The 23917-nt window shown below is 66.2% G+C and carries 16 protein-coding genes and 5 pseudogenes; 7 read left to right on the top strand and 14 right to left on the bottom strand.

The annotated features are described in order from the left end of the window. Positions 1–5: 5 nt before the first annotated feature. The 4 genes and pseudogenes from PS467_RS41870 (at position 6) to PS467_RS42300 (ending at position 4917) form a co-directional block, all read left to right on the top strand. Complete coding sequence (locus PS467_RS41870; RefSeq protein ID WP_311033343.1) at positions 6–2918, top strand: NACHT domain-containing protein; 2913 nt, start codon at positions 6–8, stop codon at positions 2916–2918. A 165-nt stretch (positions 2919–3083) separates the two neighbouring features. After that, positions 3084–3638: an AAA family ATPase gene (locus PS467_RS41865; protein WP_311039730.1), complete on the top strand. Its 555-nt coding sequence runs from the start codon at positions 3084–3086 to the stop codon at positions 3636–3638. Between the two features lie 133 nt (positions 3639–3771). Further along, a pseudogene (locus tag PS467_RS41860) lies at positions 3772–4263 on the top strand (IS701 family transposase); the annotation flags it as partial. 348 nt (positions 4264–4611) lie between these two features. Beyond that, on the top strand, positions 4612–4917 hold the full coding sequence (locus PS467_RS42300; protein ID WP_432280796.1) for a helicase associated domain-containing protein: 306 nt from the start codon (positions 4612–4614) through the stop codon (positions 4915–4917). 938 nt (positions 4918–5855) lie between these two features. On the opposite strand, the gene PS467_RS41850 is transcribed toward PS467_RS42300, so the two are convergent. The 3 genes and pseudogenes from PS467_RS41850 to PS467_RS41845 all read right to left on the bottom strand — a co-directional run bounded on the left by PS467_RS41850 (position 5856) and on the right by PS467_RS41845 (position 8114). Next, positions 5856–5990, bottom strand: coding sequence for a hypothetical protein (locus tag PS467_RS41850; RefSeq protein WP_311039726.1), 135 nt, complete (start codon positions 5988–5990; stop codon positions 5856–5858). Between the two features lie 20 nt (positions 5991–6010). Further along, positions 6011–6184: pseudogene (locus tag PS467_RS42295) on the bottom strand (IS701 family transposase); the annotation flags it as partial. Between the two features lie 31 nt (positions 6185–6215). Further along, positions 6216–8114 carry a DUF4231 domain-containing protein gene (locus PS467_RS41845; protein ID WP_311039725.1) on the bottom strand — a complete coding sequence of 633 codons (1899 nt, stop codon included), beginning with the start codon at positions 8112–8114 and terminating at the stop codon, positions 6216–6218. A gap of 1388 nt (positions 8115–9502) precedes the next feature. On the opposite strand from PS467_RS41845, the gene PS467_RS41840 reads away from it, so the two are divergent. After that, positions 9503–9910 (top strand): hypothetical protein, encoded by a 408-nt coding sequence (locus tag PS467_RS41840; RefSeq protein WP_311039724.1) that lies wholly within the window; start codon positions 9503–9505, stop codon positions 9908–9910. 52 nt (positions 9911–9962) lie between these two features. Here the strand turns inward: PS467_RS41840 and PS467_RS41835 are convergent, their stop codons facing one another. Next, positions 9963–10088: a hypothetical protein gene (locus PS467_RS41835; RefSeq protein WP_311039723.1), complete on the bottom strand. Its 126-nt coding sequence runs from the start codon at positions 10086–10088 to the stop codon at positions 9963–9965. Beyond that, positions 10072–10485: a hypothetical protein gene (locus tag PS467_RS41830; RefSeq protein WP_311039722.1), complete on the bottom strand. Its 414-nt coding sequence runs from the start codon at positions 10483–10485 to the stop codon at positions 10072–10074. Before PS467_RS41830 ends, PS467_RS41835 begins: the two co-directional genes overlap by 17 nt. 320 nt (positions 10486–10805) lie before the next feature. Here PS467_RS41830 and PS467_RS41825 point away from each other — a divergent pair. After that, positions 10806–10945 (top strand): annotated as a pseudogene (locus PS467_RS41825) (rhodanese-like domain-containing protein); the annotation flags it as partial. Between the two features lie 28 nt (positions 10946–10973). Continuing rightward, positions 10974–11060, top strand: a pseudogene (locus PS467_RS42290) (transcriptional regulator); the annotation flags it as partial. A 349-nt stretch (positions 11061–11409) separates the two neighbouring features. On the opposite strand, the gene PS467_RS41820 reads toward PS467_RS42290, so the two are convergent. The 9 genes and pseudogenes from PS467_RS41820 to PS467_RS41780 form a co-directional block, all read right to left on the bottom strand. Beyond that, positions 11410–11841, bottom strand: a complete 432-nt coding sequence (locus PS467_RS41820) for a DUF6283 family protein (RefSeq protein ID WP_311039721.1) — start codon at positions 11839–11841, stop codon at positions 11410–11412. Positions 11842–12315: 474 nt separating this feature from the next. After that, a complete protein-coding gene (locus PS467_RS41815; protein ID WP_311039720.1) occupies positions 12316–12906 on the bottom strand; it encodes a transcriptional regulator in 591 nt (196 codons plus the stop codon). Next, on the bottom strand, positions 12906–14444 hold the full coding sequence (locus PS467_RS41810; protein ID WP_311039719.1) for a helix-turn-helix domain-containing protein: 1539 nt from the start codon (positions 14442–14444) through the stop codon (positions 12906–12908). Before PS467_RS41810 ends, PS467_RS41815 begins: the two co-directional genes overlap by 1 nt. A gap of 565 nt (positions 14445–15009) precedes the next feature. Then, positions 15010–17439 (bottom strand): tetratricopeptide repeat protein, encoded by a 2430-nt coding sequence (locus PS467_RS41805; RefSeq protein ID WP_311039718.1) that lies wholly within the window; start codon positions 17437–17439, stop codon positions 15010–15012. 745 nt (positions 17440–18184) lie between these two features. Next, on the bottom strand, positions 18185–19150 hold the full coding sequence (locus PS467_RS41800) for a hypothetical protein (protein ID WP_311039717.1): 966 nt from the start codon (positions 19148–19150) through the stop codon (positions 18185–18187). Between the two features lie 844 nt (positions 19151–19994). After that, a pseudogene (locus tag PS467_RS41795) lies at positions 19995–20375 on the bottom strand (DUF742 domain-containing protein); the annotation flags it as partial. Continuing rightward, positions 20372–20893 carry an RNA polymerase sigma factor gene (locus tag PS467_RS41790; protein WP_311039716.1) on the bottom strand — a complete coding sequence of 174 codons (522 nt, stop codon included), beginning with the start codon at positions 20891–20893 and terminating at the stop codon, positions 20372–20374. The gene PS467_RS41790 and the pseudogene PS467_RS41795, both read right to left, overlap by 4 nt. After that, a complete protein-coding gene (locus PS467_RS41785; RefSeq protein WP_311039715.1) occupies positions 20890–21135 on the bottom strand; it encodes a hypothetical protein in 246 nt (81 codons plus the stop codon). Before PS467_RS41785 ends, PS467_RS41790 begins: the two co-directional genes overlap by 4 nt. Before the next feature lie 328 nt (positions 21136–21463). Continuing rightward, positions 21464–23824 (bottom strand): DEAD/DEAH box helicase, encoded by a 2361-nt coding sequence (locus PS467_RS41780; protein ID WP_311039714.1) that lies wholly within the window; start codon positions 23822–23824, stop codon positions 21464–21466. Positions 23825–23917 lie beyond the last annotated feature (93 nt).

Genomic DNA, 23917 nt, shown 5'->3' with positions numbered 1-23917 from the left:
AGGACATGGGGGACGTGCACGAGGATCCGCTGGCGGAACTCGCGCTACGGCTGCGCACCCTCAGGGCGCAGCGGGGTCTGCAGATGGGTGGGTTGCAGCAGCGGACCGGGCTGGGGCGGACAACGGTCAGCCAGGCGCTGAACGGCCACAAGGTGCCCTCCGAGACCACGCTGATGGCCCTGGCGAAGGCACTGGGCACGGATGTGGAGCCATTGCTGGCCTTACGCCACGCCGCCGCCCGCGTACCGCAGGTGCGCCAGGGCTCTCCGAGGAGAGTTACCCGCAGGTCGGTGCGGCCCAGAGTGCAGCCTTCGTTCGAGGAGCGGTACCTCAGCTACGTGACGGAACGGCATTCCCAGCTGACCGTCGTAGGGCTGGACCTGAGTCGGCCGGAGCGTGCGCGCTGGCCGCTGGACGCGGCGTACTTGAGCTTGGAACTGGCGGAGCGGTCGGAAGACTGGTCTGCAGGCAGTGAGGAATGGAATCGGCCATCGGTCGTGGTGAAGCGTGCCGAGCACGCGTTGGCCGACTGCCGGCGCGTTCTTCTGCGAGGGCTCGCTGGCAGCGGAAAGACAACGCTGCTGCAGTGGCTGGCTGTCTCCACGGCGCGCGATGAACTGCCGGAGGAACTGGCGGACTGGCGGGGGCGGATTCCGTTCGTCCTGCCGCTGCGGACGCTAGTGAGGCGTGGCCCCCTTCCGGAGCCGCATCATTTCCTGACTGCGGTCGGCGCTCCCCTGGCCGCCTCGCAGCCTGAGGGCTGGGCCGATGACGTACTCGCCAGAGGCGAGGCACTCGTCCTGGTCGATGGCATCGACGAGGTCCCCCAGGAGCATCGGGGTGCCACGCGGGACTGGCTCGAGCGACTCTTGGCCGCGTATAGGGACGCACATTTCGTGGTCACCACGCGTCCGTCAGCTGTGCCAGAAGGCTGGCTGACTTCGTCGCACTTCACCGAACTGTCAGTACGGCCCATGAGTGCCGCTGACACTGGGGTGTTCGTTGGCCGGTGGCATACCGCCGCCCGGCACAGTGCAGCGACCGACGCCGAGCGGTCACAGCTTCATGATCTCGAAGCAGCGCTCCAGGTGACGGTGCGTGCTCAGCGTGACCTGGCGCAGTTGTCCAGCACTCCCCTGATGTGTGCGTTGATCTGCGCGCTGCACCGGGACCGCCGCGGTCATCTGCCACACAGCCGCATGGAGTTGTATGAGGCAGCACTGTCGATGCTGCTCGTGCGCCGCGACCTTGAGCGCAGCATCGATGTCCCGGAAGGCATTCAGCTCACCGAACACCAGAGCGTCCAGCTACTGCAGCGTCTGGCCTACTGGCTCATTCGCAACCGCCAGACCGAGATGGAACGGGCCACCGCGATGGCCCTGGTCGACGACGCGCTGCCAGCCATGCAGGCCGTGGCCGAGCAGGGCACTGCCGACCAGGTCCTGACGCACCTGGTCGGCCGCAGCGGGCTTCTGCGCCAGCCCACCGCGGACACTATCGACTTCGTCCACCGCACTTTCCAGGACTACCTCGGGGCCAAAGCCGCCATCGAAGCCCATGACTTCCCCCTGCTGGTCAACAATGCACACGACGACCAGTGGGAGGACGTCGTACGCATGGCTGTCGCCCACGCCCGCCCAGCCGAGAGCGCTGATCTACTCCGCCGCCTCGTCGAACGCGGTGATGCCGAGGGCGAACACAGGGGCAGACTCCACCTCCTGGCGGCCGCCAGCCTGCAGTACGCCACCGAAATCGAGCCCGAGGTCCGCAGACTGGTCGAACAACGTGCGCGTGTCCTGATGCCTCCCCGCTCTTCTGAGGAAGCGGAGGAGCTTGCCGCGCTCGGGCCAGGCATCCTGGATCTGCTGCCCGGTCCCCAGGGCCTGAAGCAGGATGAAGTGAATGCGGTTTTCCGTACGTCTGCTGTTATCGGCGGCGACCAAGCATACGCCTTCCTTCAACACTTCACACAAACGTTATCTTCTCCCCCGGCAAACTACGAGCTAGTCGATGGCTGGGAGAAATTCGATGCAGACCAATACGCCCAGGACATCCTTTTCCGCTTCAAAGACCGCTTGCATCTGAGCGTACAGACCCAAGACCAGAGGAACGCCCTCCGCTTCCTCAAGCCTGTCACCAAAGTCGCCTTCAGGGGGGAATTCACTCAAGCCGAGATCACCGAGCACCTCTCTCTTGAGCACACCCAGAAAATCGAAATCTACTCGGGTCAGCTGCTCGAAGATTTGACATTCGTACGCGATTTCCCCGCCCTAAAGGAGCTCGCTCTCAGCAATTGCACACAACTCAGTCACCTCGAAGACCTTACAGGACTGCCACTACGCAACCTGAGGCTGATTCAACTCCCGGGCTCTTTCTCATTCAACGCACTGACCTCTCTTCCCCACCTCACCGAACTCGCTCTCTACACACGCCTGCCCTGGAATAGCCTGGGAGAGCTACCCGCACCAGCAGACCTGACATCACTACGCCTCGCCGAATGGATCGGCATACCCCTGACAGGCATATCCAAATGGACGCAACTGCAGGAGCTGGTGATCAACGCAGCACCTACACCAGCAGAATGGCGAGAAATTTCCGCCCTGCCCCACCTATCGACACTTACCCTCGGGAAATATGACCTCGCGCAGGCCACTCCCATACATGCCGTAACTTACCTGCACCTTGCCCCTGTCGGCTCAGACACCCAGTTGGACCTGGTGCCGGATATCTTTCCCAATGTGAAAGATATTTTCGTCAACTGTCGCGCGTCTCTGCCTGACATCACCGACATCACCCCCTTGAAAAGAATCAAAGAGCCGACAATCTCGTTGAGTTTCGCGAATTATGTCGTTGGCCGAGAAGAATTCAGTCCAGAAGCGGTCCATCTCTACCCACGACCCCGGGCAGAAATCACTTGATCGCCCATTGGGTTGAGGTTTCAGCACACAGATCGGCTTCTCTTCAGCACGGACCTGTCAGCTAATACTCCAGCCGTAGATGTGATCTTGCTGGTCGCGCATGTGGCCATGGGGTCGCTCGATATCGGATCGCGTAAGACGGATGCGGGCTGGCACGCTGCCTCTATGGATCACGCGGAAGTGCTACTGATCGGCGGGCGGGCCGGAGTCGGCAAGACGACGGTGGGGTGGGAGGTTTCGGTGTTGCTGCGGGCTGCGGAGGTCCCTCACGCGGTCATCGATGGTGATTTCATGGGGCAGGTGCACCCGGCCCCGGAGGGAGATCCTCACCGCTCGGAGATCACCGAGACGAACCTCGCCGCTGTGTGGGCCAACTTCGCCCGGCGCGGCTACCGCCGACTGATCTATACGAACACCCTCAGCGTGCTGCCAGAGGAGACCGGCATGTTCCAGCGGGCCATGGGGACAGGTGTCCGGATTGTGCGAGTCCTTCTCACCGCCTCCGATGCCACCGCCCGCGAGCGGCTGATGCGCCGGGAGCTCGGCTCGGAACTGGAGCAAGAGCTGGAAGGCAGTGCCCGCAAGGCGCGGCTCCTGGACCAGCGCGTCCCCGCAGAGACTATGCGGGTGGTGACGGATGGTAGGGCTGTTCTGGACATCGCGGGTGAGGTCGTGGCTGCCACGGGCTGGTCCAGGCGGCACTCCGTGACCGGGCCGTAATCGAGTCGTGCAGGCCGGTCCGAAGGTGGGTGCGGCCACCGCTGATCATCGGTTTGTGAAGACTGAAGATCAGGCGGTGGCCGCGGGTGGCGGCGTAGTGCCTGACCGCTGGCAGACGATGTTCCAGGACCTGATGGGCCGGATCGCAAATCGCTTCGTGCGTGTCGAACCCCTGCTTCGGACAAGGCAGTTGGTGCTCGGCTTGCTGTCGGACCTGTCGCGCAAGAATTGCTGGACGATCGCCGAACACACCGGGGACGCCTCACCGGACGGGCTGCAGCACCTGCTCGGCCGGGCCAAGTGGGACGCCGACCTCGTCCAGGACGACATGCGCACATTCGTTCTGGAGCATCTCGCCGACGACCAGGCGGTACTGGTGGTGGACGAGACCGGCGGCCTGAAGAAGGGCACGCACACCGTCGGCGTCCAGAGGCAGTACACCGGCACCGCTGGGAGGATCGAGAACGCCCAGGCCGCTGTCTACCTCACCTACGCCTCCCGGCACGGGCATGCCGGCATCGATCGGAGCCTGTACCTGCCCAGATCCTGGAGCGCCGACCCCGAGCGGTGCCCCCGGGCTGCCGTCCCCGAGGAGATCGGCTTCGCCACCAAACCTCAGCTCGCCCAGCACAGGGCGTGGGCCGCGCGCTGCGGATGCAGCCGGGCGAGGGCAAGGTCGCCTCGCTCGTGGTGCCGGTCCTGCTCGGGCCTGGCGAGACGGCGGACAACATGCTCACCTCTCGGGCGTTTAGCGGGCTGGCGGGAGGCGCACGAGCACTGGCGGCGCGGCGTGGAGGCCGCCGTCATCTGCGCCCGCGCACGGCGACCTGAAGGTCCCGTTCGCGTACCGGGTGCCCGGCGGCGACGACCAGGCGGTGGAGGCCGAGGGGTGGCCGGCCTCGCTCGCCGCGTTCCCTCTCGGGCAGTGGATCGCGGATGCTCGCCGCTCCTACGCCCGTGGGCCCGTGGGGACATGGACGAGGCTCGCGTCGAGCAGCTGGAGAAGCTGGGCATGGTGTGGTCGCACTTCGATGTCGCGTGGGAGGAAGGGCTCGCGGCGGCGCGCGGGTGGGCGGCCGAGGCGGGCCACCTCTTGGCGCCGCTGGACGCCACGCGCCAGGGGTACCGCGTGGGGATCTGGCTGAAGAACGCGCGGGCCGCCGCCCGGAAGGCTGCCGAGCTCGAGGAGTGGCGTGCCGAGGGGCTGCTGGTGGAGTCGGCGGCCGGTGCCCTATCGGCCGAGCGGCGCGAGCAGCTGGCGGAGATCGACCCGTCGTGATGTCCGGCTTGGCCGGTGGAGTGGCAGAGGGCGTTCCATCTGACCCGGCTGCACCTGGAGGAGGGCAGTGCGCTGCCCACCGAGCCGGGTGGCGTCGTGCGCCAGGGCGAGGATCTGGGGCGGTGGGTACGAGCCAGCGCCTGGGGTGGGACAAGCTCACCGCCGTGCAGCAGTGGATGCTGGAGCAGGTCCTCGGGATCGAGCCCGCGGCCGAGGACGAGAAGCCACTGTCACGCCGCACGCAGGCTGACAAGTGGGCCGCCACCTGCACACTTGCGGCCGTGACGAGCACCGCGAGCAGTAGTCCGAGGGTCTCGGTGACGGCTCCGTTTGCGTCTCACGATCTTCTCGAGACCACGCCCAAACGGAACATCCCCCCCGATGAGACAGAAGGTCAGCCATCACTCGATGTTTCTGCGACGAATTGGCTCAGAGTCACGCACACCTGACGAGCCTGTTCGGCACCCAGCTTGTCGAGTAGTTTGCGAGCGACAGTCCGGGGCACTCAGGGGGATCGTGGTCTGCGGCCTGCGCCAGCCAGCTTCCACCGCAGCGGTGTATGCCTTCATCCTCCCTGCGGTGACCTCCTCCAGCAGGTCGGACCTGTCCCGCGCCAGCTTGCGCATGGTGCTTTCGACACTGTTGCCGTTGCGCTGCTTCTTACGCGGCTCAGGCCCAGTTTCCTCGTCGGCCGCACCCGAGGGGTGACCGAAAAAATCCGTACATCATCAGTATTTTTGGAGCTGCCCCGACTGCGTGCGGGTGGCAGATCGTAAAAGATGGCCAGCAGGTCCGGGCGTGGCCCGATCAGTCGCTCGACGACCGCCAGGTCGGCTCCCAGCCCTCGCAGCGGCAGCGTTTCCACGAAGTCACTGAGTCGGCCGACTTGACTTCATAGCGGCAGCCTGCGCTTCGCCACAGGGGTGGCGCTTCCACGATCAGGAGCGAAGGTCTCCACGCACCCGGGACATCTTGGCGATCAACCGGTCGGCTTCACCGCTGGACTGGTCAATGCCCGCCTGGCCGTGGTCGGCTGCTTCACTGCCGGAGGCGAACAGCGGCACCGGCGACATGTACTCGGACGCTGTCTGGTCCGGGCCAGTGCCCACCGCATCCGGTGAGGGACCTCGCCCTGATGGTCGAACTCGGCGACGGCCGGCAGCCGCACCACCGCCCAGTCGTAGACGCGGGGCCCTTTCGCGCCGTCGCCGCAGGAGATCTCCTCCCACGCTTCTTCCGGGGCCTGCGCGAACAGAACCTCGATTCGTGAACAGCCCACGCTGAACTGGCCGGCCAGATCAGATGACCTCTTGCTGTCCTTGATGGGGCTGCTCAAGTTGTTGCTCACGCTTGCGCTGTTCGACGCGGAGTGTCTCGATGTTCTCAGCCAACCGCTCGAGATTGGCCGCCTCATCAGCTTGGTTGTACGGGGGGATGGCGAGATCGTAGGCGGTGAGGTGTTGTTCGATGGCGTCGGCGGTCTGCTGGAGGTTGAAGGCCCGCTCCCGGTACTTGAAGTAGCCGGTTACCGCAGTGGTGAAGGACACGAAGGCGCCCAGAGCGATCAGGATCGACTTACCGGGCTGCGGAGGATCGTAGAGCGCTGCCGTCACGGACATCGTCACGGACGCGACGAACAGGGACCATTGAAAGAAGTTGTGCACCCTGCGATAGCGTCGTGTCTCCCGTCGGAGCCGGTCAATCTCCTGCGGGATGGTTTCCCGGTAGGAGTGCTGGCGGTCCCGTGACGAGCGGGCCCCGGCCGAGGCCTCCAGGATGCGCCGTTCTTCCAGCAGTTCGAGTTCCAGTTGCAGCGCTGCAACCGACTTCGGTTCGGCTCCGTCGGGGTGCCCCGTATTCATGCGGCGTCCCGCTCGGCGTACGAATAGCAGGAGAAGCAGGAGCACGACGCAGGCCGCGTTGTAGGGAAGCATGGCGTCTGGGTGCCGGACGATCGCGTTGGCCGTCGCCGTCGCGCAGAGTAGGAGGAAGGCCGTCAGTGACGAGCCCGCGACGAGGAAGCGGGATTGCCGCGCCAGGCGTATCTGATCGATGAGGGTGGCGGCTTGGCGGCGGTGCTTGAGGGTGCGTTCCACGTGGTCGCTCCTGCTGTCACCGCCCCCGGATGGCTTCCCGTTTGGGCCTTGCGTTCTTTCCCTATCGTTCTGGGAGGGGGCCGGCTGCACCCTGTTGAGGGCGTCGTTGACGAGAGCGCGCACAGCTTCTTCCGTCAGCAGTCCCTGTTGGATCTGCGGGGCGGGTTCACCTGCGGATTGGTATTTCACATCTGCCGTCGTCTGCAGGTCCTGCAAGCCTGTCATGCACGCTTCAATAACTTGCCCCCACGTCGTCGGGTGCGGGCCTTCCGGGAGATCTCCGGGCGCCAGGAGGTCGGCCATGGCGACGGCGGACCAAAGTGCTCCGGAGCCGCTGTTGTCATGGCGCCAGACGAGAGCTCTGGTGGGGTCGTTGTGGGAGGGGAAGATGGTCCATGCCAGCAGATGGGCCACCTCAGCCTCGGACGCGGCGTCGATGAAGGCCTTGACGTGTGTCCAGTCGAGGTTGTCGGGGAAGGGCAGCGCTGCGTCATCCGGCTTGAGCCCGTGCCCGGCATGCTCGAGGCACACCAGGATCTCGTACACCCATGTTGCGTGCTCGGAGTCCAGCTCCGCCAAGGCGTAAGGCTCACTGCTGCTGCGGGCTCTTACCCGCAGGACGGCCGGCTCTCCGCTCCCGTTGGGCCGGTTGCCTTGCAGGTCCAACGCGTTGCTCTCCTCGGTGTCCGTGGTGTCCGTGCGTACCGCAGGGGCCAGCTCGGGGACCACTACGGGACCACGAGGTGATCGGCGATTATCGGGAACCGTGCGATAGAGCGCTGACATGCGTGCCAGCACATGTGAGACGACATCGCCCCATGTCGAGCCGGAAGCCAGGGGGTTCATCTCCCGGATGTGAACGGCCTTCCAGACACTCTCGCCCCCGTCATTGTGCTCGTATCGCACCAGGGCTGTGGTCGGATCTCGTCCGTCCGGCTGCACAGACCATGGAGCCAGCGGCTCCAGACCGGCAGCGGCTGCAGCAGTGATGAGCGGCTCGATATCTGCCCACTCCAGGGCAGGTGCTGGAAAGAGCTCGAAGGCATCCTGGCGGTCGAACCGCCGACCCTGATGCGCGACTTCGCGCAGCAGATCGAACACCCACGGCGCGTACGTCTCCCCGCCCTGTGACCGCCGGCCCGCAGGCGGGGTGGGATCAGGCATGGCGACGCGTCCCCCTTCGCTGCGGTGTCAGCAGTACCCGGCATGGCTCTGCAGGCTGCCCACGGCACCGCCCCTCCGCGGCACAGCCCCTGTGCGTAGAGCATAAGTTGCCCACTCACTGCCGTCGGAGCTGCGGTGGAAAAGCGTGTCACGAGGGCTGCCGGGCACGGGACCGGCAAACCCGACGATTGCTGGCGGGAAGGCCAGCGATCACAGCGTGCTGTGCGCTCCCGTACGGCGCGACAGTGCCGGTGTCCGTCCGACGGGTGCTCAGTAAAAGCGCGGACGGTTGCGCCGCACGTGTTCGCGCTCGCGCGCCCAGATGCCTCACCGGCCCGGTTCATCCGAGTGACGCCACCAGGCCACCGCTCCACCCGGGCGTCGGGGTCGGCGGCATATCGGCCGAGAAGTGACAGGCCGCGGGTGTCCCGGTGGCCGGGAGCGACTGGCGCACCGACACGACACTGTGAGCACTGCCTGCTCTCGAAGCAACCGCCCGAGCCTCCGGACCTGCCAGGTAACGGAGGCGCCGACGGTGCCTCCGTCCCCGTGCGGCCGCCACCTTGCACGGCACAGGGCCCTCGGCGACGACCGGCTGCCAACGGCGCTCATCCAGCCTCGATCGCCGGCGGGCTCACGCTGTGAGAGTTGCTGGGCGGCCCCGAGCCAGGCGCCGCGCCACGGTCACCGGGTTCGCAACACCCAACGGCCATCTCGGCGACTCCAACGACATTTGCCGGCGTGCTGCGACCGATTCGAGGGCCTCCTCGAACTGGCCGATCGCAGTGCCGGGGCGGCTGGAGCGATCACCGGTGGATCCGACGGGCGCTGAAGCCGGATCGGAGCACGCGCTGCTTGCCAGGTGACCGACAACGGGCGGCCGTAAGTGCACCGAAGGTTCTGACGTGCAGAGCTCACAGGTACTGCTATTGGATCCAGTAGCCGATGAGACCGGAGGCGGGGGTCCCCAGGCCGTAGCAGAGCCCGCGGAAGATGTGCGCAGCGGCTGTGCGGCGCAGGCGGCTGAGGCGCTTGCGGGTGGAGGCCCGCGAGTTCACGGAAACTGAAGGACTTTTGCGGGAACCCGAGGACGGACGGTCGTGTTTTCGTGGGTTCAGCCCCGGGTTCAGGCGAACACGCGGGGTGGGTGCCGAGCGGGCCCGCCCCTGGGTGCCTTCCCTGGAAACGGTGCTGACACCGTAGGTGTCATGAGAGCAGAAGGAACGACACCAGAACCGGAAACCTCTGTGCAGAGTAGGCTCACATGTCTGGGTGAGGTGGCGTGCCGTTATCAGGCGGATGAGATACGCCCGGAGGATCTGCCGATGATCGCCGCTGAGGCGCTCGCAGCCGGACTGGACACCCCGACATTGTGCGAGCTCGCCGGTTGGCCTCGCAACGCGGATGCCCGCGATATTCGCAAGGCGTTCGAGCAAGCACTTGCCGAGTCCGGGATCGAGTTGCCGGATCGGGGCCTGGCACGGCGCCACGCTCTGCGCCGGATGGCGGCGAGACTCATCGATGGAGACATAGATCCCGCTGACCTGGCGACGGACGACTGGTGGGAGACGGAGGTCGAGACCGCGGCGGAGCAATCGTTCGTGGCGCTGATCCCGCAATGCGATTGCTGCATCGAGTACACGTTCGGGCTTGACCAGCAGACGTGGGCGGCCCAGTTGCGGAACGCTGCCCTCGTCCTGACATCGTCTCCGCCGATCGGCCCCGAATGCTGACTGTGTCTGGCGTGCTCATCCTCAGCAAAGGCGTGGACCGGTCAAGCAGACTTCACTGAAGTGGCTGTTCAGCGGCCTGGTGCAGCAGGGACCGTGCGGTGTCTGCGTAGCGCATCGCGGTCTTCTCGGCGAGCCCGAACACCTCGGCGAGGTGGAGCGGGTCAGGCCCGTGGGTCATAGCTAGCCTCTTCGAGTTGGCGGTCGACGCGGAGCCGTTCCAGCGTCGCGTCCTGCCTGCGCATCGCGGCGCTGATCCAGTGGTTGCTGGCGCGGCCGGTCGTGTTGGCGGTCTGGTTGTTGATCAGTAGGTGGAGGTTCGCGGTGTTTGGCCACCGGTTTCGTCGGTGGTCCAGCCAGTCCAGCAGCAGCTTCAGGGTGAGGTCGTCGAGCGGGCGGATGCGTCCGGCGATGGTCAGCCGACGGTTGCCGAGGTCGGCGTCGTCGAGCATGAGGGTGGCGATCTGGGCGACCCGGGCGGCGTGCACCGCCGCGAGGGCGAGGATGAGCCGCGTCGCCGGGGTGGTGGCCGCCGCGACGGAGCGATCGACCTGGTCGGGGACGAGCGGTCGCAGCACGGCGTACTCGTATTGTCCGACCTTGATCCGACTGGTGGGGTTACGGAAGATCAGCCCGTTCCGCTTGGCTCAGGTGAACAGCGAGCGCAGGGCGACGAGTTGGTCGTGGCGCTGGTGGCCGTGCAGTGTCTTGATGTAGGTGAGGACGTCGTCGCGGGTCACCTCTCGCAGGTGGTCGTAGCGGTTTGACCAGTCCAGCAGGGCCGGGCGAACTCGGTTGAGGTAGAGCCAGACCGTGCCCTGCGTCGCGGCAGGCTGCGGGGGCCGCCGTCGCGCCCCCTACCGAAGGGGTAACCCCAACCAAGCAAAGGGAAATCCCCGTGGCACCCACCACCACCCTCACCGCCGACCAGGCCAACGCCCGACTGCACGAGCTGACCGTCATTGACGTGCGCCCCCCGGCGAATACGCCTCCGGCCACCTGCCCGGCGCCCACAACATCCCCCTTGTACCCATGGGGGTGGGGGTATCACGAAGGAGTGTGGGTTGTGGAACTGGCGATGGCGGCTGAGGAACTGAAGACGGTGGTCAACCGGCTGCGCCGGGCGCAGGGCCAGATCGCCGGTGTGATCAAGTCCCACAAGGGCCGGCCGAACCCCTGATCCAGGTGACCGACGTCCCCGCGGATGGTACCGTCCGCCAGCCCTGCCGAGGCCCGTGCGAGGACCACCTCGATACCGCCCTGCCCGCCCTGAAGACCGCTGCTGGCCGTGGCGACCTCATATTTCTGGGCCTGCCCCGACTGCGTGCGGGTGTCAGATCGTTAAGGATGGCCAGCCGGTCCGGGCGTGGCCCGGTCAGTCGCTCGACGACCGCCAGGTCGGCTCCCAGCCCTCGCAGCGACAGCGTTTCCACGAAGTCACTGAGTCGGGCCGACTTTATAGCGGCAGCCTGTGCTTCGCCACAGGTGCGGCGCCTCGACGATCAGGTGCGAAGGTCTCCACGCACCCGGGAGATCTTGGCGATCAACCGGTCGGCTTCACCGCTGGGCTGGTCAATGCCCGCCTGGCCGTGGTCGGCTGCTTCACTGCCGGAGGCGAACAGCGGCACCGGCGACACGTACTCGGACGCTGTCTGGTATGTCGCGGCCTCGATGCGGCCCTCCAGCACGGCTATCCGCAGTGCCAGCAGATGAGCACCATGGCATCCCGCCCAACCGGCGCAGATACGACGCACGTCGCTGTCACCATCGGCCTGGTGGCACTGGAACAACGCCTGTGGCTGGTCAGGCGTGGGAGCGTCATAGCGGCGGAGCTTGTCGTACTCCTCCTGCGCCCAGATACCTGCGGGAACATCGCACCGGTAGGGGCAGCTGTCACAGGGGCGGGGGGCCGGTGGGCGAAGCGAAGAGGGCATGACCTTAAGTATGTATGGCCTGGGTGCGTGACCGCGGAGGTCCTGGAACTCTACGAGATGCTACGCGGAGTGCGGTCCCGGCCATGGGAGCAGGGACGGCACAGCCTTCAGGTTCCTCTTCGTCTCAGCCCGGCTCGGCCCCGGGCTGGAAACGCCACTGGCTGCTGCGCAGCAGGTGCAGGAGGCGCGCTCCGGCACTGCGTCAACTCGGCGTCCAGAGCGCCAAGGTGCGCGCTGCGGCAGTGTGCTCGGCGAGATGTTCCCCGCTCCCGTAGGCCCGGGTAGGCGTAGGCCGTGACGGGACTTGCCTCGCCGGGCCAGCCGGGGCCGACGAGGGAGCTCGCTGCCGTCGCGGAACAACCGGTTGGACAGATTTGAGGATCTGACCTGATGAGAGTGGTTCCGCGCTCAAGAGGATGCTCCGACCTGCGCAAAAGCGGCTGGATCCATAGAGATTCTCGCGATACGGGGCTTTCAGGCGGCCCAGCCGATGGAGGAGACGTGGGTGTAGGCGTCCCAGTCGGTGCCGAGGGTGCTTTGGATGATGTCGTCCCAGATGGCTTTGAGTTCCTGCGTATCTTCGGCGATCCAGGCGTCGATGGCTCTGTCCCATGCAGCGCCGCGGACGTTGATGTTGCGGGTCTCCAGGTCGCGCTGGTGTCTGTGTTGGACGCGGGACTGGTCGACGGGGTCGATCTCGATGCGGGTTCCGCGGCCGCGGTTGTTGAGCCGGCGCTTGAGGTCGGCGACGACGTTGCGGCGGCGCAGGTCCCAGTACGCGGCGTCCAGGCGAGCGAGGTTGGCCTTGGTGGGGGTCTGTTCCCCGGCCAGCCATGCGATGAGGGTGCGGGGGCGGACGTGGATGCCTGCGCGGTCCATGGCCTCGTAGCCGGCGTCGCTGGCGGTGAGGTAGCGCAGGCGGGCGGCGAGACCGCGTTCGGAGTCGACGGGGGATTCGATGCCGGTGACCATGCGGTCGATGCCTTCGGCCAGGGCCACTCCGCCGTGGACGCCTCGGGCGCGGAAGGCGCCCAGGTCTCTCCACCGGCCGCTGGTGCCGGCCATCAGCGGGCCGCCGTGCCGATGGTGTACTCACCGGACGCCTTGGCGTCGCTGTGCTTGATCTTCATCTGGGCGACGCCCCGCCCTTCGGAGAAGACCTTCCGCCAGTCGCCGGTGACGTGGAGCTCGTCGGTGCCCATCATGGCGATGACGTCCAGACCGGCCTGGTGGGCCTTGTATGCCTTGCCCCAGAGGTTGGCGTACGCCTGGCTGTGGATGATGTGCATCCAGTCCGGGCGCATGATCTGGCGGTTGTGGATCGATTCGCCCATTGTGGAGATGAACTTCGAGTACATCGCCTTGATGTATTCGAAGGTGATGGTGTCGTCCTCCACGATGGCGGTCTCCCGTGCGGCGGTGAGCGTCTTCCGCAGGGCGTCCAGGAAATTCTCGGTCGCGCCGGACGTCCACGATTCGTGAATGACCGGCGGGTCGAGGAGGCCGTATTTCGGCCCGGAGAGGCGTAGCAGGAGGCGCAGGGTGGCGTTGGTGACCCAGAGGGGGCCGGGTTGGTCGCGGTCGCCGAGGGGGTCGGGCAGGTGGGGGTGATGCCAGGGTGAGGGGGTGATCAAGTGGACTCCGGAGCGCTTGGGGTCCACGCCGTCCGTGCCGGTGGAGTGTTCCAGCTTCCCGATCGGGAGCCAGGTTTTGAGGGCGGAGAGGTAGGCGGCGTTGACGTCCAGGGCGGTGACCGCGACGCTCCCACGGCTTTTGAGGGAGTAGTGGGGGTGGTGGAAGTTGGGGCGGGCCTCCCAGATCTGGTCCGGCTCCTTCTTCGAGGGCTTCTTGAGGATGTCGGGCAGGGCCGGGTAGGCGGTGTAGGTATAGCGGGCGGTGGCCCGGGTTTCGTCGAACAGGCGCATGACATCCGGAATGGCACGCTTGACCAGGGCCTTCATGGCAGCGTCGGCGTCACCTTGAGCACGTTCCAGCTCTTCGTGCACGGCCTGGCCGATGAGGCCGGCGGTCTCCGCCTGGGCGCGGGCCGCGGACTTCGCCCGGCGCTGCGGCCGCGAGGGCACCGGCGCCGGAGCCGCCGACGGCGCAGCGGTCGGAGCGGGCGCGGGCGTGGCGGCGGTCTGAGGCGGCGACGCGGCGGCTGGGGGCTGGCACATGGCACCGGGGTGCAGGGAACGGCCGTCGGTGGCCTTATAGGGCGTCGTAACGCCGCAGCGGAGGCAGGAGCCGGGCTCGCCCTGCACGGCCAGCCCGTCGGGGCCCCACGCGGTCTCCGGAACAGCGGATCCTGCGACCGGGGCGGCCGTCTCGGCGAGTCCTTGGGCCGGGGCTGCGGGGTGAATCTGGGCCAGGCCCTCCAGCAGCCGCAGATACTTGAAGCGTCCCGGCGGCTGCGGATCGGTGGTGCCGTCTTCCCAGTTGGCGACCGTCTGTCGGCCGACGCCCACCGCCGCCGCCACCTGGGCACGGGAGAGACCGGCGGCCTGACGCAGACGCAGACGCTCGGCCGGCTCCGGCATACGCGCCGTCAGCCGCGCCTCCTCCAGCAACGCCTCCACACTGTCGAATTGCTCATCACCCATACCTCAAGGCTACATCCGCCTAGGCATAGGATGGAAATTGCTTAGGCATATTTTAGGCGTTCATTTGCATGATCTGATGGCACCGCCCCGAAGTGATGATCGTCACCCCGGGCGCAGGCCGACGAGCCTGGAGCCTGGCAGGGGGCAGAGGACAATGCCGGACAGGGCACGGCAGTCGCCGGCGCGAAGGCGGCGGACGGCCGACCGTTGGGCGGTGACGCTGGTCTCGTCGCCCAGCGGTGCCAGACGGTCGGCTTCCTGGTCCCCGGAAAAGTAGCCGGGACGACTCCGAGCATCATGCGCCAACGGCGAGGGATTACTGCCCGTCTGACCTCCTCTCATAGTCCCACCACACGGCCAGCTGCTTCGTCAGCGTCGCCCGCGGCCCGCCCAGGCCCAGGCCCACGCCGTTCTTCGGATCGAGCAGGCCAGCGGGTTGGTCGCCGAAGCTTGAGCTGCGCTTGTTTCCGGCTGCCAAGGACCCCGCCCTGTGGTTCAGGGGTCGGAAGTGCTGTTGCCGATGTCAGTGAAGACCTACCTCGCTGATGTGATCAGCCGGTGCCGGCTATGCGTCGGGGTGTGACGAGCCAATCTCGTCGGCGCTTTCGAATACCCGTTGCATGGCCTTGAGGGACTGAGGGTGCTCGGATGGGGAGAAAAGTTCGGCCAGACCGTGGACGATGAAGGCCTCGCCGGCGTCAATGGCTTTGCGGGCGAGGGTCTCGCCGAGGGTGGTGTCCGGTTGCTGCAGCCGGTGCCAGAGCAGTTGTCGCAGTGGCTGAACTGTTCCGTGGTCGACCGCTGTGAAAGCGAGTTCGTCCGCTGTGGCGTGTTCACCAGCGCGCTCCGCCTTCATCATGGGACCGCTGGTCTCACCCGACTGGACGGCTTCATTGTAGAGGCGCTGTGCGGTGTCCTGGTCTCCTTCGTTCCAGTGCACTCGGATCAGGTCTGTGTAGCAGTCGATCAGTCCGGCATCGACGGCTTTGCGGAAGTACTCCTTGGCCCGGCTGGCATCGCCCACCTCCTCGAATCGGTAAGCGAGGCGGGAGTAGGCGTAGATGTCGCCCACGTCGGCGATACGTTCGGTCCACTCGGTGGCTTCTTCAAGGAGCCCGTCTTCAGCAAGTAGGAACACCAACGCCTGCATGGCTTCGGGGTCACCGGAATCGGCGCCTTTCCGGTACCACTGCTCGGCTTCCGTTCGCCTCCCTGCTTCCTTGTGTCTGTCGCCGATCCTCATGCATGCCCCGGGGAAGCGAGCTTCGGCGAGTTCCTCCCAGATCGCGTCAGCGCGCTCTTGCTCGCCGAGTTCCTGCAGACTACGGGCCTCTTTCTCCTTGAAGAAGAGGTCCAGCACGCGCGGTGTGTCGGGTGCTCGCTCCTTCGTGATCCGTATCAGGGCGGCTTCCGCGCGGGCCGTCCTGGCTTCCTCTCCGAGCGCGTAGTCGGAGGAGCGGTCGAAGAGACCAGGAAGGCTGTATTCGTCGAGAATCGACGCGGCAATACCGACCCGGCCGCGGTCGTGCGCAGCTCGGGCGAGTGCGCGCCGGTCGTCGCGGGAGAGAGCGTACTGCAGTGCCGCGGTCCAGAACTGCGGAGCGGGGCAGTAGCGGCGGCGGGTGTAGCGGCCGAGTTCTTCGAGGTAGTCGGACAGGCGGTAGTGCTCTTGGTCCGGGGGCGATGTGCCAGGTCGTTGCCTGATGAGGGTGAGGGGGCCGGGGACTCCCTTGCAGGAGGTGGACAGGTAGGTAAGGGTGTTTTTCAACCAGCCAGTATGAGCGTGTTGGTTCCACTGCTCGTCCGTGACGAGCGCGTGCGCTGTTGCTTCCAGTAATGCTGTGGGCAGGGCGGGGCTGTGGCCCAGACGCCGCAGGTCCATGGCGGCGCAGATGGTGGCTGCGGCCAGGGGCGGAGCGGTGTCGATCCGTTCGAGCAGCGCGGGTACGCCCGCGAGGTACTGCGTGAGCCGTCCGCCCTTGGCATGGGCATGTGCCTCGGCGATTCGGGGGTCGCTCTGTGCGGCTTGGAGCAGGTGCTGCGGGTCGCAGATGAATGTGTCGGGGATTCTTGTGAAGCTTCCTGCTCTGGTGAGCAGGGCGCGTGCCTGGGGATGGTTGTCGCCTGTGCCGTGGGGAGCGCCGGTGAGTCGGTTCCAGTCTTCGGGGTGTGCCGTGGCCAGGAGCAGCACCGGGCCGCGGTCGGGTGAGCGCAGGAGTTCTCGCAGACCGGCGGCCACGCGTTCGCCCAGCGTGGGGTCCATGGTGAGCAAGTAGTGCTGAACTTCGTTCAGCCAGACCACTGTCCGGGGGCCGACCCGGGGCAGTCCGTCCAGGGCAGCCTCGGGATAGCTCGGATCGATCGGATGCCAGAGCCGCCACGTGCCCGGCAGTCGCTGGAGCGTCTCCCAGCACGCGCGGGTCTTGCCCGTAGAGGATCCGCCGATCAGGGTCGTCAATGCGCTGCGGCCCTCTTCGGCTTGTCTGGCGGCTCGGTGCAGCAGGGCGTCATGGTCACGTTCGATGTATGTGGGCAGGAGAGGGAGCGCCGTGTCGTTTGGGTCTTCGCCTGCGTCGATGGCGTGATGGACATCCATGGTGAACGGGTCGTCAAGGTTCCGCACCGGCCATCCGAGGTCCCCCCGCTGCGCCGATAGTGCCTGGGCCCGTTCGACGGCTGCTCGAGTGTTCTGTGTGCGTCGTTCCAGTTCCTGGTCGTAAGCGGCGCGCCAGCGGCTGTCGTCGAGAAGCGAGGTGGCTGTCGCGGTCGGTAGGCCGTGCCTGTCGGCTTCGGAACGTATCCCCTCTACGACGGCCAGCACCTGTTCGAGGCGTTGTGGAAAGCGTGTGCCGCGCAGCCAGTCACCGACCGTTGAGGCAGAGGTTCCAGCAAGCCGGGATAGGGCACGGTCCGACGGCCGGTTGCCCAGGTGCTCGCGCCGGAAGGTGCCCAACGCTCGCAGTGTGTTCAGAAACCCGGATTCGCTGCCGGTCATCAAGCCCCGTCCTTTCTCATGTCCAACCGTCCTCAACCGGGTGTATGCACCGGTGTTGGACATCGAGATCGTAAGGCCGCTGCCTGCGGCTTCGCTGCCGTATGTCCAAGTTGCGGCAGAAGGCTGCTGGACACTCGGCCTGGACAGACAGCCTGGGCTCTGTCGGCCCGTCGGCCCAGGATTCCTTCTCGAACGGAGTAGTGATGTCGTCTGTCCAAGTCCTCTCGCTCTTGCTTGCGCTCTCTTTCGCCGCGAACATCGGCTGTGGGGCAGGCTTGATCGCTGCACATGCCGACACGGGCTGGGCGCGTGCTCTGCTTGTCGCTGGTGGGGCCGCCGGTTCTTCCCTCGCGATCATTTTTGCCGGAGTCGCTGCGTACCGCTGAGACTGCTGGAGCCGGTCCCGCATGGTCTGCAGGGTGACGGCCAGCAAGGACGCGTTCGGGAGTGCTCCGTCACCGCGAGCGAATGGTTCGGATCAGGCCGGGGTCGCCGCGACACCCTCGCATTCGTCGCTCGGCACCTGTGCCGGGCGCCGACTCGCCCTGACCGTGGTGGACGGCGTCTCCCTGGCCGGGCGCTCGCTCCCGGGAGGTCCCGGTGCCCTCGTCGACGTCACCGCACGCACGTCCGGCGTGTATCCGAGGCTCTCGCGCATACATGCAGGCCAGCCCGACGGCTATGGGCGCCGCCGGTCCACGTGGCTGCGTTTTCCGGCGGCGGCCATCGCAAGCTGCTCCCTGTCTCAGGTCAGCGGCAATGAGAGCGCGCTGGAGGACGGGGCCTTGCCCGGCTTCAGCGGCGGCCGGGCGAGCAAGAGCGTCACTGTGCGGCCGGGCGGCGGGTATCCCCCAGAGCGCTCAGTGAGGAAGTCGGCTGCCAGGATCCTACGAGGCCCTGCACCCGTTGCCTGATCAAGCTTGCCGCTGGCCAGCAGTTCCTCGGCCAACTCATCGAGGCGACACTCATATTCCGCGTAGACCCCCCGGGCGGCTGCCTGGACGGCGGCGTGGGCGGTCGCGAGAGCGCGGCTGAGTCGGAAGGAGTGACGGTAATCTTCGCTGTCTTGCGGCTCGGGGAAGACGTGTTCCGCAATCTCTCGGCGTGCTCCTGCGTTCTTGGCCGAGCGGAAATCGGGGCGTTCAGCCAGGTGCGCGGCCATGGTTGCCTGCTGCTCTTCGTCTGCCTGCCGCTCTGCCACCCTGGCCTGGTGCCGGTCCTCGTACTGTTCCTGTTGGGCGCTGCGCTGCAGCACATGGACGTCGTCACACTCGGCGACTAATGCGGTGTACCAGGGTGCTACTGCTTCCCAGATGTGGGCGACGGCGCCGTGCACGAAACTCACCTCGACACGGGCGGTCTTGCCGTCGTATGGGCGGGCCTTGGTCCGGATGGCAGTCAGGGCCTGCTGGACAGCATCGTCCAAGGGCTTGTCTTCCTGCTTCTCGCTGTCGGTGTGTACGTCGGGGACGGTGTAACAGTCGACGAATTCGCCGACGTCGAAGCAGTCGATGTCCTGGTAGAGGACACGTGCTCCGAGAGTGGATGCCAGGTGGCAGAAGCCTTCGATGCCCATGTCCTGAGGACCAAGCTGCACTGCGTACTGGCTGTCCGACGCCGATAACGCGGGTAGCAGGAACATGTCGTAGTCTGCGGCCCATTGCTTGATGAAGTCCGGCAGATTGTCCACGGTGACAGTCGGCTCATCCACAGTGATCTCTTTCCTCGCTTGATGCGGTAGCGCCTCACGGTGTGTGGCGCGCTGGCGGCAGAAACGTACGGAGCGGGTCTGACAGGGCACGCAGTGCGCCGGTGATCCCCACCGCCCGACAGCTGGAGCGGCCGCAGCAACATCGACGCTGGTCACAAGCCCTCCCACGGTCGGCCCCCGGGCGGCAGGCTGCGACCGATTGACTCGCTGTCCGTCAATCAATTGCTCCGCGTTTCACTCCCGCGGGTGACGAGGAGAGCCCGGAGCAGGGGTGGTGATGGCGCGGAACTACGCTGACCCCAGAGCGACGACGGCTAGGGCGTAAGGGCGGCTCTCGCGGAGCTGTGGTTCGGCCGGCTGCCAGCGGCCGCCAGGCGGGCTGACCCGCCAGCCCGCGACGGTAAGCCGCCGTCACGTACACAGTTCGCCGAATGAACCACGAATCGCTCTGCGGAGACGCCCTCTGCCCGCTGCGCGTCTCGCCACCACGACATCCCCCGACAGCAGCCTGCTCCACCGTCAATCACCGCCCACCCAGATGCCGCTCCCTCGGCAGACGGCGGTAGCCGTGGAGCTGACATCACCCCGTCCCAGACCGCCTTCACCTCACGGACCGCTGCTGACCGGGTCAGGTCTCTCAGCTGTCGAGATCGGTTTGAACTCCCAAGGCCTCCCGCAGTCCGGCCTCGATGTCCAGAACATCCTCAAGACTGTCAACGGCGGCGTCGTGGTGGTGCTGAAGCAGCACCTCACGAAGGCCTGCCTCTGTGTCCAGGGCATGGCCGAGGTCGTCGACCACCGCTTGGCAGCTATCCGCGAGCCACCGCTCCACTGCTTCGTCGTTGCGGAGCCCGTTGAGCACTCGTTCGAGGAGCGTCGCCTCTGGTGGGCCGCTGGCGTTGCCGTTGCCCGCCTGGTGGACGGCCACCAGGCCAGCCGCAGCGAGTTCGGCGACGAGGAGGCGGGTGGCTCCGAGCGGAATCGACAGGAGCGCCGACACCTCGGCCACCGACTTGGCCTCCCGGCACAGGTCGCAGATGCGCTGCTGGCTGGTATGCAGCTCTGCGACGTGAGCAGGGTCGGCCGTTGTGCTCACCAGGGCCTCGATAGCGACCTGGTAGCGTGGCCGGGTCCGGCCGCCGGTCCTCGCCTTCGGACGTACCAGCGGCTGATTGCTTTGGCCCTCGAGCTCCGCGTGCAGGTAGACGCGCTGGTTGTCGGTCACTGCTCCTCCTCCCCCTCCTCGAAGCGGGCAGCAGCGGCTCGGCGGGCTCTCATCAGGTGGGCGCGGACCGTTCCTGCTTCCAGCTCCAGTTGCTCTGCGATCTCGGCCGGAGTGAATTCTTGAAGGGTCAAGAGCAGGACCTGCCGTTGCCGTGGGGGCAGGGCTTTCAGCACCTGCAGCATCTCGTGCCGGGTTTCGAACTCCGCCAGCGCATCGGGCTTGGGCACCAGCGACGTCGGCTCGGGTAGCGCGTCGAGGGGCGCTTCCATCCGAACCTTCGCGGCCCGACGGCCCCACATCCGTGCCGCAGCCTTGTAGACGTAGGCCCGCGGATGACTGACGCGCTCCCACCGTTTGAACAGCTCGATCATGCAGTCCTGGGCGATCTCCGCAGCGATCGCCGCAGGCGCGCCGCTGACGACCACATACGCGATCAACGGCTTGATGGTGTCACGGTAGAACGCAGAAAAAGCCCGGGTGGCCGCTGCCCGCTCAGCAGCACGGTCATGGATACTCACGCCGCGCTCTTCTCCCCCGAACTCCTGGTGATCTTGATGCGGACGCTGTGTCCGTCGGGCCGCTGCTCCACAACCTCCCCTTGACCACCTTGCACGATCGACCGGGTCAACGAGGTGAGGTGCTCGCGCTGTACATGCTCGTGCCGAGTCCGCCACCGCAGACGCAGCCACAGCCCGACGAGCAGACAGACCTTGCCGGTGACGATCGAGGCGATCGTCAGGATGACGGTTGCTGTATCCAACCCGGTTGCCCTCCCAGAAATGTGCCGGACCACCGCAGCCCGGCACATGTTGAGAGGCCTGGCGGCGCGTCACCGTGTAACCGCGTTGGCGGCTTTGTTGAGATACCGCCAGCGTCTCCGGGTGGTGACGGGCCCAGTACTGCATCGACACTCCGTGACGTGGCGCGTGCAGATCGTTGATCACTCCGTGGTGGAAGAAATAGAGGTCGGCCGACATATGGGCAGTTGTCCTGCCTGTGGGGACTGCTCAGCGAGGCGGAACGCGAGAACGGCTGGGCCCTGGCAGAGGCCGCCGGAAGCACAGGCCCTCAGGGGATGCAGCGACTGGTCAACAAGCTCGGTTGTTTATGGCCGAGTAGTCGACCAGGAACGGGCCTGGTGAGCTGGGGCGAGGGATCCAGCGCATGTCGAGGGCTTCGAGGGCGGCGAGTTCCTCAGCTCTGAGCTGGGTTACCTGTCGGCGTCGGGCCGCGATCCAGCGCCCCAGGTGGAGGCTGTAGCCGCCCTCCTCGTGCATGTAACCGTAGGGGACGTCAAGGTGTTCGTGGCGTCGCCAGAAGAGGTAGGCACCGTGCAAGCCCCTGCTGAAGGCCCGCTGCGACGCCCCGCGGGGACGGCGCAGCAGGTAGGCGAGGGGGTGGTTCAAGGGCAGTGCTCCCAGCAGGTCCCATTGGGTGCGTGTCAGTTGGAAGAGTCGGGTGATCTGTTCCTCGAGCCAGTGTGTGAGAGCAGAGCCTGAGTCGGAGGCGGCATCGGGGAAGGACAGTTGCCCTTCTCGGGCTGCTTTCAGGGCCCTGGCGTAAGTGCGACGCCAGCGTCCCGATTTATCCCAACGGCTGTTCCACCAGGGGTAGATTTCGTTGAGGGCTCGGTGATAGCAGTACGGGAGGTTGCCTTCGAGGTCTTCGTGGCGTCGCGCGGCGATCCAGCGGCCCAGCTTTACGTTGCCGTGGGACTCATTACCGGTAGGGACGAGATGGCCGTGCTGACGAACGTAGTCGCTGGCGACTTCCATGTGGTATTCGATGCTGTGGCGTGGGTGTTCCCACAGCATGCCGATGCCGTCGAGGGCGGCGGCGCGCTCGGGCAGGAGCATGTTGCACTGTTTCAGCGAGCGTTGACGGCCGATCCACCACCCCAGGTAGAAGCCGTCTTCGGTGAGGTACCTGCTGGGGACGTCCAGGTGCCGGTTCTGCTCGTAGAAGGCTCCCGCCTGTTCGAAGGCCATGTCCCAGATCCGGTTGGGGCTTGAGACGTGCCGCAGATCGAAGATGTCGATGAGCTCGTCCGCGCGTTCGGGCCGTGCGGGGATGTAGGGACGCCTGGTGAGTTCACCGCGGAGGAACCGTACGCGGTGGAAGACGTGCTCGTCCCAGACGCTGAGGGAGATCAGGATTTGATGCAGGAGATCGAAGCGGGTGTTCTCCACTCCCTCTGCGATCGACTGACCGGGGGCGAGGTAGACGGGGATGATGATGCGGGAGATTTTGCCCTGGCCGGGCGTTTGGCGCAGGGCCCGTCCGACAGCCTGCACGATCTGGATGGAGCTGGTCTTGGGGTCGGCGAATAGAATCGAATCGATGGAGGGAATGTCGACCCCCTCGCAAAAGCAGCGGCAGTTGCTGAGAACGGCTCGCCGTGGGGCCTGCTCACCGCCTTGACCTGTCTGTGGCGTGTCGATGAAGTCTTGGACCACTTGTCGGCGTTCGACGACTCCTTGCTTGGAATGGACGGCGCCGGCGGACAATGCGCAGCGCATGTGGGTCGGCATGTAGGCCGCCGTTTCGCGGAGGGTCTGGGCGAAGACTGTGGCGTCGGCGATGAAGGTGTGGAAGGTAAGGGTGCGCCGCAGATCGTAGGTGTGCTGGGCACGGAGAAGGGCGACCTGAGCGGCTGCCAGGCGCAAAGATTCCTCGGTGACGCTGTAGCCCCGAAGGTTTCTCAGAGCTACACGTGTTTCCTCGTCCGTGACCTCGACCGCGACGATCTCATAGTCGGCCAGTAGTCCCTCCTGGATGGCCTCGGCCAGGGAGAGGCGGTAGACAACGGGGCCATACAGGCGGGGGTCATCCATGGACGCGACGATGCTGTCCGCCAGGATGCCTTCAGCGGCTTCCGGATCGACGACGCGCGGGGTTGCGGTCATGTAGAGCCGGTGGCGGGCAGGTATGGCGTGGTTGTCGTGGAATCGTGCCCATGCTTTGTCGGCGTCGCCGGCGGTGCGATGGGCTTCGTCACTGATGATCAGGTCCCACCCGGCGAGGTGATGTGCCTGGTGCGCGTTTTGGACCTTCTTGAGCGACTGGTACGTGCAAAAGACGGTCACCGGCCCCGGTGCAGCCGTGATCAGCGCAGCCAGTTCTTGTGCGTTGCGGACGCGGGTGAGGGCGTCGTAGGCCGGCAGGAGGGGATCGGGGTCCTCACAGCACAGGCTCAGATAAGTGCCTGGGCGTCCTTCTGCGTGCCATGCGTTGGCGGTCTGGTAGAGCAGGTCAATAGTGGGGACGACGACCAGGACGTTGCCGACCGGGGCTGCCTGATGGGCGACTTGGATGGCGACGAGTGTCTTGCCGCTGCCGGTCGGCATCGTCACGGTCATGCGGGGGAACCCCTCGCGGATGCTGTTGAGGCAGTTTCGAGTGGCGATGACTTGGTGACCGCGCAGCGGGGTCTTCAGAGTGTCGGTCATCGTTGCGGGCACTGCCCCTCCGGTCGGTGTCTGCGGCGAGCCCTACCGACGTTCATCGTGAGAATTCCGCCCGGACGCGGGTGCGATCCGGGC

Origin of the sequence: Streptomyces luomodiensis (genome assembly GCF_031679605.1) — a bacterium.
Classification (GTDB): Bacteria; Actinomycetota; Actinomycetes; order Streptomycetales; family Streptomycetaceae; genus Streptomyces; species Streptomyces luomodiensis.
The sequence above is the reverse complement of the archived record's forward strand: the minus strand, read 5'-3'. Positions and strand labels throughout refer to the sequence as shown.